Source organism: Streptomyces sp. NPDC002276 (genome assembly GCF_053891435.1).
Genome location: NZ_JBSFCQ010000008.1, coordinates 301,535 through 315,409, shown reverse-complemented (window position 1 = coordinate 315,409; position 13,875 = coordinate 301,535). Strand labels below are relative to the sequence as shown.

The following is a 13,875-nucleotide window of genomic DNA, read 5'->3' as shown; positions in this document are numbered from 1 at the left end:
CCCCACCTCATCGTCCCCGGGCCCACCGGCCACGACATCGCTCAACGGTCCACTCTCTCACCCGTGCCGGACGGGTCGGCGCTTTCCGGTGCGGTGTCCGGTGTCGGGTCACTCGGCTGCTCCGGGTCGTCTGCCCGGGACGGAGTGCCGGACTCCTCCGTGAGACGGTCCTGGGGGCCCTCGGGGCTCTCCGGCCCGTCGGGATCCTCGGCCGCCCCGTCGTCGGGCCCCTCGGGGCCCTCCTCCTCGGCCTGGCGGGCGACGGCGCGCTTGCGGTGGGTGTACATCCGGAAGCCGGCCAGGACGAGCAGCAGGACACCGCCGCCGATGACCAGCATGACGGTGGCCGTGACCTCGGTGACCTTCACGTCGAACCGGACGGCCTGCCCGTACTGCTGGCCGTCCTCCGTGTACAGCTGGGCGACCACCTCGACCTTGCCGTTGGCGTTGGCCGTCGTGGTGAACTTCACGGACTGGCTGTGCCCGCCGTTGACCGTGACCCGCTGCTCCGTGTAGGCCTCGCCGCCGATCTTGAGGCGCGTGGGGTTCGTCGAGGTGAGGCGGAGGATCAGGTGGTCGACGCCCTGCACGAGGTTGTTCTGCACGGTCACGGGGATCGTGGCGCTGCGGCCCGAGAGTTTGGTCTCGGACTTGTCGATCAGTTTGACCTGATCGGTGAGGTCGTCGAGATAGCCCAGCACGCTCTGGCGGAAGTTCTCCGCCTCACCGGCCCTTCCGCGCCACGACGTGGACATCTCGCGGTTCATGGCCCGCCCGAAGGGGGTCACCACGCGGGACTCGTTGCTGAGGATCACCTGGAAGTTGTCCAGCTTGTCCTGAGTGGTCGCGATCTCCTCGAAGGCCGACCTCGGCAGCTCCTGCTTGCGCAGCGAGGAGGGGTACCTGGAGGACGACGGGATCTTCGTGGTGGCACCCGGGTCCGGCTTGGCCTTGGCCGCCGCGGCGAGATCCTGCGACTCGGTCCAGGTGCTGCCCTGAAGGGTCGTCACTGCCTCGGCCATCGCCTGGGCCTGGCTCGCGGTCGGCATGCGCTGCGGGGCGACGACGATGCTGCGCTGCTTGTCCGTCTGGAGGTCGAGCGTCAGGCTCTGGGCCAGGAACTGCTGCTCGGCGAGCGTGGCCGCCCCGGCCTTCGTCAGATCGCCCTCGAACGCCGTCGAGAGGCGCGCGTCGGCGACCACCGCCGTCGTACCGCCACCGATGGGCCGGGCCGCGGAGGGCGTGTACGGCAGGCCGCCGGTCTCCTGGAGGCTGTCACTGCGGGCGATCACCTTGTCGGCGCCCGCCGAGGTGGCGACCTTGATGATCGACGGGTCCACGGCGCCGCTCACCGGCCACGCGAAGTCGGTGGTCGGTGTCACGTGGAGCACTGTTTCCACGGTGGTCGCGGCGACGTCCGTGGCGTCCTTGAGGTGGCTCAGCGAGCCGGTGACGCTGGTGCCGTTGTGGGCGAGGGACGCCAGGTCCGGATCGGCGAAGGGGAGGGCTACGACCTCCTTGCCCGCCACCGCGGACTGGAGCGCGGCCAGCCACGCCTTGGCGACCGCCTGGTGGGTGCCGGTCGTGGTGGTGTCGCCGTCGCCCTGGATCTTGTAGCTGCGGGTCATCGCGTCGACGGAGGCCAGCAGGTCGGGGTCGATCACCCAGGTGACGTCGAGGTCCTTGCCCAGGGACAGCATCTGGTCGAGCCGACCGCCCGGGGCGATCTCCTTGGCGAGGTCGTCGTTGAGGAAGACCGGCGTCTGCTGTTCGTTGGAACCCGTCTGTGCCGTCATGTGGACGCTGGAGACGAGCGGCCACAGATACGTCGTCTTCGTCTTCGTCTTCGTGTCCGCGTCGTCGGGCTGCCACGGCAGGAACGTCCGCTGGATGCCCAGCACCTGGTCCCACGGCTGGGCGGAGGTCTGACCGGAGAGCGAGACACCGAGCGGGTAGACGCCGTCGTCGCCGAGGTCCAGTTTGTCGACCGGCACGGAGAGGGTGAAGGGTTCGGCGACGCCCGGAGTGAGCTTGGAGAACTTCTGTGTGTACTTGTCGTCGATCTCCGAGCCGTCGACACCCTGGAGGAAGTCGGTGCGCCGGGCGACGGTGTCGATCGCCGAGCGGGTGCTCAGCGCCTGTCCCAGGCGCAGGCCCACGTGGGCGTCGGTGACCGCCTGCTTGCCGTTGTTCGTCACCGTCCCGGAGACGGTCAGGGTGTCGCCGTCCGTGGGGATGCCGGGGGTGAGTGTGTCCACGGAGACGGACACCGTCTGCGAACCGGAGGCGGCCCGCGCGGAGGTCTGCTCGGTGGCACCGGCGGGCGCGGCGACGGACATCTGGAGGAGGCCGGCCAGCAGAGGCGCCCCGGCGAGCAGTGCGCCGGTGCGCCGCAGCCACCGGCGGGCAGGTGAGGGACACGTCCCCTGGAAGTCTGCCGCCTCGGCCACGCGCTCGCCCGTCCCTCGTCATCGTCAGTGGTCGTCGCAATGTGCGTCCACGCATGGTAACGATGCCCGCTGAGGGGAAGTGCCGCGGACTGCTCCACAAGATCGCAGATCGATATCGATGAGTCCTGTATATGCACGTATAAAGGGGGGAACTCAGGTACGTCACAAGGGCCGTGTTTGCACAGGTATCCACGGATGCATCCGTGGACGTTTAATGGAGGCGCTCACGGTCGCCCGGGCCACGTACCCTTTTCTGTTGTGCCGAACGCCAACGAAGACAACCCCAGTGCCCTGAGCCAGGTGCAGCAGCGCGCGGTGCGCGAACTGCTGCGGGTGGCTCCCGTCGCCGACGACCTCGCCCGCCGTTTCCAGGAGGCCGGGTTCTCCCTCGCCCTGGTCGGCGGCTCGGTCCGCGACGCGTTGCTAGGCCGGCTCGGCAATGACCTGGACTTCACGACGGACGCGCGGCCCGAGGACGTACTGAAGATCGTCCGTCCGTGGGCAGACGCCGTGTGGGAGGTCGGGATCGCCTTCGGGACGGTGGGGGTGCAGAAGGACGCCCGCGTCGGAGACGTCGACCGGCGCTTCCAGATCGAGGTGACCACCTATCGGTCGGAGGCGTACGACCGGACCTCGCGCAAGCCTGAGGTGTCGTACGGCGACTCCATCGACGAGGACCTCGTCCGGCGCGACTTCACGGTGAACGCGATGGCTGTCGCACTCCCGGAGAAGGAGTTCATCGACCCGCACGGCGGTCTCGGTGACCTCGCCGCCGGCGTGCTGCGTACCCCGGGTACTCCCGAGGCGTCCTTCTCGGACGATCCCCTGCGGATGATGCGGGCGGCCCGCTTCGCCGCGCAGCTCGACTTCGAGGTCGCCCCCGAGGTCGTCACGGCGATGAAGGAGATGTCCGGGCGGATCGAGATCGTCTCGGCCGAACGGGTGCGCGACGAGCTGAACAAGCTGATCCTCTCCGCACACCCCCGCAAGGGCCTGACACTGCTCGTCGACACTGGTCTCGCCGACCATGTCCTGCCCGAGCTGCCCGCCCTGCGCCTGGAGAGCGACGAGCACCACCGACACAAGGACGTCTACGAACACACGCTGATCGTGCTGGAGCAGGCGATCGAACTGGAGGAGAACGGTCCCGACCTGACCCTCCGGCTGGCCGCGCTGCTGCACGACATCGGCAAGCCGCGCACCCGCCGTTTCGAGAACGACGGCCGGGTCTCGTTCCACCACCACGAGGTGGTCGGCGCGAAGATGACCAAGAAACGCATGCTGGCGCTCAAGTACTCCAACGAGCTGGTGAAGGACGTCTCACGTCTCGTCGAACTCCACCTGCGTTTCCACGGCTACGGCACCGGCGAGTGGACCGACTCGGCCGTCCGGCGCTACGTCCGTGACGCCGGCCCGCTCCTCGGCCGACTCCACAAGCTGACCCGGTCGGACTGCACCACACGGAACAAGCGCAGGGCCGCCGCACTGTCCCGTGCGTATGACGGGCTGGAAGAACGGATCGCGCAGCTTCAGGAGCAGGAGGAGCTGGACTCGATCCGTCCCGACCTCGACGGCAACCAGATCATGGAGATCCTGGGCGTCACGCCGGGGCCGGTGATTGGTCGCGCTTACAAGTTCCTGCTGGAACTGCGGCTGGAGAACGGGCCGATGGAGCATGAGGCGGCGGTGGCCGCACTCAAGGAGTGGTGGGCCTCGGAGAGCTGAGGCCTTGGAACGGGGTCATGTTTCACGTGAAACATGACCCCGGACAGCATCAGGGGCGGTGTTTCACGTGAAACATGAGACACCGCCCCGCACTGCAACTGCCTTACTTCTTGTAGTCCTTCAGGCAGAGCAGGAAGTCGCTGCCGTCACCGCTCTCGGTGTACGAGTACTGGAAGTCCTTCGCGGCTGCCGAGCACTTGGCGTCGGCCTCGCTCGCGGAGTACTTGCCGCTGATCTTGGCCAGCACCGTGTACTGGGCCTTCGTGTCGCTGCACTTCACGACCTCAAGGTCCGGGTTGGTGTCGCTGGTGCTGCCGCGGTGCATGCAGTCGCCGACCTTCGCCGTGTCGGCGTCGTTCTGGCTCGATATGACGCCGTAGATGGCGGCGCCGATACCTATCACGATGATGATGGCGAGCCGGATCAGCTTGGGGCTGAACCGGCGCTTCGGCTGCGGCGGGGCCGGGGCGTACGGGGCAGCACCCTGGGGCGGGAATCCGGGCTGACCGGGCTGCTGCGGGTAGCCGCCCTGGGGCGGGTACGGGGCTTGGTCCTGCGGCGGGTACGGGGCCTGCTGCTGAGGCTGGCCGTAGGGCTGCTGACCCTGGGCGTATGGGTTCGGGCCCTGAGGCGGCGGAGTTGTCATTCGGGGTCCCCCCTGGAACGTGGGCGCATGCCGCGGCATGGGCACGCGGCATGGTGCGAAGTAAGACGCACGTAAGTTACCGGCACCCACTGACACCGCTGTGACCCGGATCGACTCCGTGTCAGTGATGTGACACTTTCCGGCGCTCAAAGCGGGCCATAGCCGCAGCAACCGCCGAGTAGATAACGGCGACCGTGACCACCAGCGTCACCGAGCGGCCGTCCGGTGGCAGCAGCAGGGCGGCCATCGCCGCCGCGCCGACGAAAGCGACGTTGAACAGCACGTCGTAGACGGAGAAGATCCGGCCGCGGAAGCCGTCGGCCACCAAGAACTGCACGATCGTGTCCGTGGCGATCTTCGCGCCCTGTGTGGTCAGGCCCAGGACGAAGGCCGCCGCCAGCATCGGGGCGGTGCTGAACGGGAGGCCGAGGGCCGGTTCGAGGACCGCGGCGCCCGCGGCGCACACGGCGATCCAGCGGCCGGGGCCCAGTCGCCCGGCGGCCCAGGGTGTCACCACGGCCGCCACGAAGAAGCCCGCGCCGGAGACCCCCAACGCCAGCCCCAGCAGGCGCAGTCCGTCGTCCGGGGTCGACGACAGGGCGTACCGGCAGAGCATCAGCAGCAGGACCGTCAGAGCGCCGTAGCAGAAGCGCATCAGTGTCATCGCGAGGAGAGCCCGGACGGCCTCCCGGCGCTGCGGTGCGGCGAGATGCCGTAACGCAGCGTTGAGGTCCCGGGCGGTGCCGGCGAGGGCGGTTGCCAGTCGGGGGCGGGTCAACGCGAAGTCCGGGCCGAGGAGTTCGGGGGCCATGCGCAAGGAGGTGAGGGCCGCGCACAGATACAGGGCGGCGCCCAGCAGGACCACCGTGGCGTCGGTGTCCGCGACCAGCAGCCGGACGGCGAAGGCGAGGCCGCCGCCCGCGGTCGCCGCCAGTGTTCCGGCCGTTGGGGAAAGGGAGTTGGCGAGGACGAGCCGCTCGTCGTCGACCACGCGAGGGAGCGCGGCGGACAGGCCGGCGAGGACGAAGCGGTTGACGGCGGTGACGCACAGCGCGGAGACGTAGAAGAGCCAGTCCGGGACGTGGCTCACCATCAGGACGGCCGTCAGCGCGGCCAGCAGGGCGCGCAGCAGGTTGCCGTAGAGGAAGACCTGGCGGCGGCGCCAGCGGTCCAGGAGGACGCCGGCGAAGGGGCCGACGAGGGAGTACGGGAGGAGCAGGACCGCCATCGCGGAGGCGATCGAGCCGGCCGAGGTCTGTTTCTCCGGGGAGAAGACGACGTAGGCGGCGAGTGCGACCTGGTAGACGCCGTCCGCGCCCTGGGAGAGGAGCCGTACGGCGAGCAGGCGCCGGAAGCCCTGGAAGCGCAGAAGGACGCGCAGGTCATGGACGACGGCCATGGGCACAGCCTCACATACGAGGAGGGTCCCCGGGCGGAATGCCCCGGGGACCCTCGACGACCGAACCAGCAGGTCCTAGCGCTCGACCTCGCCCTTGATGAACTTCTCGACGTTCGCGTAGGCCTCGTCGTCGAAGTACTGGACCGGCGGGGACTTCATGAAGTAGCTCGACGCCGAGAGGATCGGGCCGCCGATGCCGCGGTCCTTGGCGATCTTCGCGGCGCGCAGCGCGTCGATGATGACACCAGCGGAGTTCGGGGAGTCCCAGACCTCCAGCTTGTACTCCAGGTTCAGCGGGACGTCGCCGAAGGCACGGCCTTCGAGGCGGACGTAGGCCCACTTGCGGTCGTCGAGCCACTGGACGTAGTCCGACGGGCCGATGTGGACGTTCTTCTCGCCCAGGTCGCGGTCCGGGATCTGCGAGGTGACGGCCTGCGTCTTCGAGATCTTCTTGGACTCCAGGCGGTCGCGCTCCAGCATGTTCTTGAAGTCCATGTTGCCGCCGACGTTGAGCTGCATCGTGCGCTCAAGGCGGACACCGCGGTCCTCGAACAGCTTCGCCATCACACGGTGCGTGATGGTGGCGCCGACCTGCGACTTGATGTCGTCGCCGACGATCGGGACGCCAGCCTCGGTGAACTTGTCCGCCCACTCCTTGGTGCCGGCGATGAAGACCGGGAGGGCGTTGACGAAGGCGACCTTGGCGTCGATGGCGCACTGGGCGTAGAACTTCGCCGCGTCCTCGGAGCCGACGGGCAGGTAGCAGATCAGGACGTCGACCTGCTTGTCCCTGAGGATCTGGACCACGTCGACCGGGGTCTCGTCGGACTCCTCGATCGTCATGCGGTAGTACTTGCCCAGGCCGTCGAGAGTGTGGCCGCGCTGGACCGTGACGCCCTTGTTCGGGACGTCGCAGATCTTGATGGTGTTGTTCTCGCTGGCACCGATGGCGTCGGAGAGGTCGAGGCCGACCTTCTTCGCGTCGACGTCGAAGGCGGCCACGAACTCGACGTCACCGACGTGGTACTCGCCGAACTGGACGTGCATCAGACCCGGGACCTTGGCCGCCGGATCGGCGTCCTTGTAGTACTCGACGCCCTGTACCAGTGAGGCGGCGCAGTTGCCCACGCCGACGATGGCTACGCGAACCGAACCCATTCCGGTTGCTCCCTGTGTGTGCGAGGTGAGGCCCTGACTGGACCTCATGTGGTGGTGTCATCGGACGGATCCGGCCCGGGGGTGGCACCCCCGAGCCGGGGCAGGCCGCCCGACTCCCCAGATGTGCTGTCCTGCTGAGCGGTGCCGTCCGGAACGGGACCCTTCAGGTCACGTCCGGCCCGCTCACTCTCGATGAGCTCGTTCAGCCAGCGCACTTCGCGCTCCACGGACTCCATTCCGTGGCGCTGGAGCTCAAGGGTGTAGTCGTCGAGGCGCTCCCGGGTCCGCGCCAGGGAGGCACGCATCTTCTCCAGACGCTCCTCCAGCCGGCTGCGGCGGCCCTCCAGTACGCGCATGCGTACGTCGCGTGACGTCTGCCCGAAAAAGGCGAAACGAGCGGCGAAATGTTCGTCCTCGTACGCGTCGGGCCCCGTCTGCGAGAGCAGCTCCTCGAAGTGCTCCTTACCTTCCGCCGTCAACCGGTAGACGATCTTGGCGCGACGCCCCGCGAGTGTGGCCGTGAGGGCGTCCTCAGGAGTGTTCCCCGCCTCCTCGATCAACCAGCCGTTGGCGACCAGCGTCTTGAGGCAGGGATAGAGCGTCCCGTAGCTGAACGCACGGAACACACCCAGTGATGTGTTGAGTCGTTTCCGCAGCTCGTAGCCGTGCATCGGGGATTCACGGAGCAGGCCGAGGATGGCGAACTCAAGGATGCCGGAGCGCCGGCTCATCGTCGCCTCCTCCCTGTCCGCGGTCCGACCGTGACGGTCTTTATGCCGAGCTGATGTATCGACTCGATACATCCAGACGATAGAACGGCCTTCCGGATGCGACAAGTGGGGAGATGGTGAGCGGCGTCACATCACTGATTCGTTGGAAGCAAGTTGCCTGATTTGGGGTGAACTTCGGGGCTAAGCAGGTTTTGACGGTGCGTAGTCTGTGCGGCATGCACACCACCGGGAACCAAGTGACGCGTGGGGGCGTCAACGTCCCCGGTGCGGTACGGATGAATGCAGAACCGACCACATCCGTACTTCGGGGGGACCGGAAACCAGCCGCCGTTTCCAGGCGCGCACGGGTGCGCCTGCCCGAGGAGTAATCGTTCGATGAGCGAGCACCGTCGCAAACCGCCGCAGCCGCAGGGAGGCGGACGTGCCGCGGACCGACGCGGCCAGTCCGGACCGACCTCCGGCCGCCGCGCGGCACCGCGAGGCGCCACCACCGGGTCTCCATCCGATTCCTATGGGTCCAACCCCGCCGACGCGGGGGGTGACGACCGCCAGTACGGCAGCCGTGCCGAAGCCCGTCGGGCCACGCAGAGAGGCGGCGGCCGTCGTAGAGGGGCCGAGCCCGCAGGCCGCGGTCCCAGTGGCCCGAACGGGCCGGGCCGGGGCAGAGGACGCGGTCCCGCGCCCGGCAAGAAGAGGTTCATCGACTATCCGCGCTTCGACAAGTACGGATGGCGCCGCTGGATGCCCTCCTGGCGGCTTGTCTCCGGCCTGTGCCTGTTGTTCTTCGGCAGCCTCGTGGCCGCGGTCGGTGTCGGCTACGCGATGGTCAGCATCCCCAGCGAGAACACCGCCGCCAAGTCGCAGAACAACGTCTACTACTGGGCCAACGGCGACCAGATGGTCGCCACGGGCACCGGTGCGAACCGTCAGAACATCACCATCGACCAGATCCCCAAGGCCATGCAGTGGTCGGTGATCTCGGCCGAGAACAAGAGCTTCTACACGGACTCGGGCGTCGACCCCATGGGTATCGCCCGGGCCCTGGTCAACATGGCCCGGGGCGGTCAGACGCAGGGTGGTTCGACGATCACCCAGCAGTTCGTCAAGAACACCTACCTGAGCCAGGAACAGACGGTCAGCCGTAAGTTCAAGGAGATGTTCATCTCCATCAAGGTGGGGACGTCGCTCAGCAAGGAGCAGGTCCTCCAGGGCTACCTGAACACCTCGTACTACGGCCGCGGCGCCTACGGCATACAGGCCGCCGCGCAGACCTACTACGGCGTGGACGCGGTCAAGCTGACGCCCAGCCAATGCGCCTTCCTGGCCGCCCTGTTGAAGGGCCCGACGTACTACGACCCGATCGGCGCCACGAACATCGACTCCGCGGCGACTCCCGCCGCCAACCGCAAGCGCTCCGAGGCCCGCTGGAGCTGGATCCTTGAGCAGATGCACGACGACAAGCGCATCACGGACGCCGAGTACCAGACAGCCATCAAGAAGTACCCCACGCCCCAGGGCCTGAAGGCGACCAAGGGCATGACCGGCCAGATCAGCTACCTGGTCGACACGGCCAAGAAGTACGTCCTGAACCACTCGAACATCTCGCAGACCGAGTTCGACCAGGGCGGCTTCCAGATCTACACGACCTTCCAGAAGGACAAGGTCAACGCGCTGAGCGCGGCCGTGAAGAAGATCCAGAAGGACCGGATCGATCCGAAGAAGCGCGACCTGGACAAGTACGTCCAGTTCGGCGCGGCGTCGGTGGTGCCCAAGGACGGGGCGATCGTCGCCCTCTACGGCGGTGACGGCTACGAGAACGGCCACTTCACCAACAACGCCGACACCTCGGGCGTCCCCGTGGGATCGACCTGGAAGCCGTTCGTGCTCGCCGCCGCCATGGAGTACGGCACGTACAAGACCGACGGCGTCGGTATCTCGCCGCTGAGCAAGTACAACGGCGACGACCATCTCAAGGTCAGAAACCAGGACGGCACGTACGTCCTGAACAAGGACAACTCGATCTTCTACCAGAACAACGAGAGCAACTACCCCTGGGGTTACATCTCGCTGCGCAAGGCGATGGAGCAGTCCATCAACACGCCGTACGTGCAGTTGGGCATGGATGTGGGACTCACGCGCGTACGCGATGTCGCTCAGGCGTCCGGCATCCTGCCCGACAGCATGAAGCAGAGCCTGAACGCGTCGTTCGCCATCGGTACGGCCACACCCAGTGCGATCCGCATGGCCGACGCCTACGCGACGTTCGCCGCCTCGGGCAAGCAGGCGGACCCGTACTCGGTGACCGCCGTCAAGCGCGACGGACAGCCGGTGACCGGCTTCTCCAAGCCGGCGGTCAAGCAGGCGATGCCGGAGAACGTGGCGAACAACGTCACGAACACCCTGGAGAACGTCATCCAGAACGGTACCGCCAAGAACGCCAAGGCTCTGGGCCGCACGGCGGCCGGCAAGACCGGTACCACCGACAGCAACAAGTCGGCCTGGTTCGTCGGCTACACCCAGCAGCTCTCGACGTCGATCGCGATGTTCAGGGAGAACCCCACGGATGCCAAACTGCTCTCCATGAACGGTACGGCGGGTGTGCCGTCCATCCATGGTGGTGACATCCCGACATCGGTGTGGACCGAGTACATGGAGGCCGCGCTCAAGGGCAAGTCCGACCTGGGCTTCCCGGACGCCACCAAGATCGACAAGGTCCAGAACGAGGACGGCGCACCGTCTCCCTCTCCGACGCCCGTGGTGACGCCGAGCGAGACGCCCAGTGAGACGCCGAGTTCGACGCCCAGTGAGACGCCGAGTTCGACGCCATCGGCATCCGAGTCCTGCCGGTTCAGCCAGCAGTGCAGTGACGATGGCGGCACCGACGGAGGCACGACGTCCACACCGACGGACACCGCTACTGCGACGGAGTCCAGCGGCACCAATAACGGCAACGGCAATGGGGGCATCTTCGGAGGCTCAACCGGTTAGCCGCCAAACCGTCCGTGATGGGTGTTTCACGTGAAACATCCAACACGGGGTGTTTCACGTGAAACAGGGGCCGCCGCAACCATCGGGTTGCGGCGGCCCTCGGCGTACTCCTAGGTGTGTACGGCAGGATGTGCCCCATGCCCAGTGCAGAACTGACGCCCACGAGCGTGCACGAGCCGGATCCGGTAAAGCCGACCAAGGTTGACCAGGTCGCCGCCGCCGGTAGCGAACTGATCGGTGGCCCCATCGGCCGACGCGCCCTCCTCGGGACGTCCTGGTGGACTCCCGTACGGGTCATCGCGCTGGTGGCGATCGGTATGTTCGCCCTCGGCCTGGTCCAGAAGGCGCCCTGCTACACCAGCGGTTGGTTCTTCGGCGCGAGTTCGCAGTACACGCACGCGTGCTACTCGGACATCCCGCACCTCTACCAGGGGCGCGGCTTCGCCGACGGGCTCGTCCCGTACTTCGACAAGCTCCCCGGCGACATGCAGTACCTCGAATACCCGGTGCTGACCGGTGTGTTCATGGAAGTGGCCGCCTGGCTCACACCGGGCAGCGGCAGCATCCAGCACCAGGAACAGTGGTACTGGATGGTCAACGCCGGGATGCTGATGGTGTGCGCGGCCGTCATCGTCGTATGCGTCAGCCGTACGCACGCCCGCCGGCCCTGGGACGGACTGCTGGTCGCCCTGGCGCCCGCCTTCGCGCTCACCGCCACGATCAACTGGGACCTGCTGGCCGTCGCTCTGACGGCCTCGGCGATGCTGATGTGGTCCCGGGGCCGATCCCTCGCTTTCGGCGTCCTCTTGGGCCTTGCCACGGCCGCCAAGCTGTATCCCGTCTTTCTCCTCGGCCCGCTGTTCCTGCTGTGCTGGCGCGCGGGCAAGTGGCGGGACTTCGGGAAGGCGTTCGGCGGAACCGCCGTCGCCTGGCTGGCGGTGAACCTGCCGGTGATGCTCTTCGCCTTCGACGGCTGGTCGAAGTTCTACACGTTCAGCCAGGAACGGGGCGTCGACTTCGGGTCGTTCTGGCTGATCCTGGCCCAGAACTCCACCGATCCGCTCAGCACCGACACCGTCAACACGTTCGCCACGCTGCTGATGCTCCTGTGCTGTGGAGCCATCGCGGCGCTCACGCTGACCGCTCCCCGCCGGCCGCGCTTCGCCCAGCTGGCCTTCCTGATCGTCGCGGCGTTCATCCTGACCAACAAGGTCTATTCGCCGCAGTACGTGCTGTGGCTGGTCCCGCTGGCCGTGCTGGCCCGCCCGAAGTGGCGGGACTTCCTGATCTGGCAGGTGTGCGAGGTGGCGTACTTCCTGGGGATCTGGATGTACCTCGCGTACACGACCAGCGGAGACGCCCACAAGGGCCTGCCGACCGACGGCTATCACTGGGCCATCGGTCTGCACCTCCTGGGCACGCTCTACCTGTGCGCCGTGATCGTGCGCGACATCCTCATGCCGGAGCGGGACGTGGTGCGCCTGGCGGGCGACGACGACCCCTCGGGCGGGGTGCTCGACCGGGCGGAGGACGTGTTCGTGTTCGGAGCCGCGGCCCGTCCGGGACGGCATGCGGCCCCCTTCGACGGACCGCAGGTGGAATGGGGCGGCGACGGGATGGCCGACCGTTCGCTCTGAGCGAACAGGGCCTGGCCAGGGCATGCGAAAGGCCGTACGCGGAAGGTTCCGTGTACGGCCTTTCGGATGTTCCGGGGAGGCTCAGCGATCGACGATGCGGTCGAACTGGGTTGTGGTGTGCCGCAGATGGGCCACCAGCTCCTCGCCGACCTTCGGCTCGGCCGCTTCCGAGGGCACGAACAGGATCGAGACCTGCATGTGCGGGGGCTCGGCGAACCAGCGCTGCTTGGCGTCCCAGACGAACGGGGAAAGGTTCCGGTTCACCGTGGCCAGGCCGGCGCGGGCGACGCCCTTGGCGCGCGGCATGACGCCGTGCAACGCCTTGGGGGCCTCCAGGCCCACCCCGTGCGACGTACCGCCCGCCACGACCACCAGATAGCCGTCCGACGCCGCCTTCTGCTGCCGGTAGCCGAAGCGGTCGCCCTTGGAGACCCGGGTGACGTCCAGGACCGCCCCGCGGTACTGGGTGGCCTCGTGGTCCCCCAGCCACAACCGGGTGCCGATGCGGGCGCGGAAGCGGGTCTGCGGGAACTGCTGCTGAAGCCGGGCGAGTTCCTCGGCCTTGAGGTGGCTGACGAACATCGTGTGCAGCGGCAGCCGCGCGGCCCGCAGCCGGTCCATCCAGCCGATGACCTCCTCGACGGCGTCCGAGCCGTCGGTGCGGTCCAGCGGGAGGTGGATGGCGAAGCCCTCCAGGCGGACGTTCTCTATGGCCGAGTGCAGCTGCGGCAGTTCCTGCTCGCTGACGCCGTGCCGCTTCATCGAGGACATCACCTCGATCACCACACGGGCGCCCACGAGGCCGTACACACCGTCGATGGACGACACCGAGCGGATCACCCGGTCCGGCAGCGGAACGGGCTCCTCGCCGCGGCGGTACGGCGTCAGCACCAGCAGGTCGCCCCCGAACCAGTCCTTGATCCGGGCGGCCTCGTACGTCGTGCCGACGGCGAGGACGTCCGCGCCCAGACGCGTCGCCTCCTCCGCGAGCCGCTCGTGCCCGAAGCCGTAGCCGTTGCCCTTGCAGACCGGGACGAGCCCCGGGAACTGCTCGGCCACGTGCTTGTGATGCGCCCGCCAGCGCGCAGTGTCGACGTAGAGCGTGAGCGCCATGGCCGGACCTGGAACCTTTCGGGTGGCT

9 protein-coding genes are annotated in these 13,875 nt (G+C 67.7%); 3 read left to right on the top strand and 6 right to left on the bottom strand.

Features of this window, described 5'->3' with window-relative positions; all coding sequences use genetic code 11:
* Positions 1–41: 41 nt before the first annotated feature.
* A complete protein-coding gene (locus tag ACWIHT_RS22500) occupies positions 42–2,450 on the bottom strand; it encodes a DUF6049 family protein (RefSeq protein ID WP_456169942.1) in 2,409 nt (802 codons plus the stop codon).
* 258 nt (positions 2,451–2,708) lie between these two features.
* Between ACWIHT_RS22500 and ACWIHT_RS22495 the strand changes: the two genes are divergently transcribed.
* The gene (locus tag ACWIHT_RS22495) at positions 2,709–4,175 is read left to right on the top strand and encodes a CCA tRNA nucleotidyltransferase (RefSeq protein ID WP_456169940.1); all 1,467 of its coding nucleotides are present in this window, start codon (positions 2,709–2,711) and stop codon (positions 4,173–4,175) included.
* Positions 4,176–4,278: 103 nt separating this feature from the next.
* On the opposite strand, the gene ACWIHT_RS22490 is transcribed toward ACWIHT_RS22495, so the two are convergent.
* The 4 genes from ACWIHT_RS22490 to ACWIHT_RS22475 form a co-directional block, all read right to left on the bottom strand.
* Positions 4,279–4,821, bottom strand: a complete 543-nt coding sequence (locus ACWIHT_RS22490; RefSeq protein WP_456169939.1) for an LppU/SCO3897 family protein — start codon at positions 4,819–4,821, stop codon at positions 4,279–4,281.
* A 121-nt stretch (positions 4,822–4,942) separates the two neighbouring features.
* The gene (locus ACWIHT_RS22485; RefSeq protein ID WP_456169938.1) at positions 4,943–6,220 is read right to left on the bottom strand and encodes an MFS transporter; all 1,278 of its coding nucleotides are present in this window, start codon (positions 6,218–6,220) and stop codon (positions 4,943–4,945) included.
* Positions 6,221–6,295: 75 nt separating this feature from the next.
* Complete coding sequence (locus ACWIHT_RS22480) at positions 6,296–7,378, bottom strand: inositol-3-phosphate synthase (RefSeq protein WP_456169937.1); 1,083 nt, start codon at positions 7,376–7,378, stop codon at positions 6,296–6,298.
* Positions 7,379–7,422: 44 nt separating this feature from the next.
* Complete coding sequence (locus ACWIHT_RS22475; protein ID WP_456169936.1) at positions 7,423–8,109, bottom strand: helix-turn-helix transcriptional regulator; 687 nt, start codon at positions 8,107–8,109, stop codon at positions 7,423–7,425.
* Positions 8,110–8,850: 741 nt separating this feature from the next.
* Here ACWIHT_RS22475 and ACWIHT_RS22470 point away from each other — a divergent pair.
* Complete coding sequence (locus ACWIHT_RS22470) at positions 8,851–11,097, top strand: transglycosylase domain-containing protein (protein WP_456170060.1); 2,247 nt, start codon at positions 8,851–8,853, stop codon at positions 11,095–11,097.
* A 128-nt stretch (positions 11,098–11,225) separates the two neighbouring features.
* On the top strand, positions 11,226–12,734 hold the full coding sequence (locus tag ACWIHT_RS22465; RefSeq protein ID WP_456169934.1) for a glycosyltransferase family 87 protein: 1,509 nt from the start codon (positions 11,226–11,228) through the stop codon (positions 12,732–12,734).
* Positions 12,735–12,815: 81 nt separating this feature from the next.
* Here ACWIHT_RS22465 and ACWIHT_RS22460 read toward each other — a convergent pair whose 3' ends face one another.
* A complete protein-coding gene (locus tag ACWIHT_RS22460) occupies positions 12,816–13,847 on the bottom strand; it encodes an alanine racemase (RefSeq protein WP_456169933.1) in 1,032 nt (343 codons plus the stop codon).
* Between the last annotated feature and the right edge of the window lie 28 nt (positions 13,848–13,875).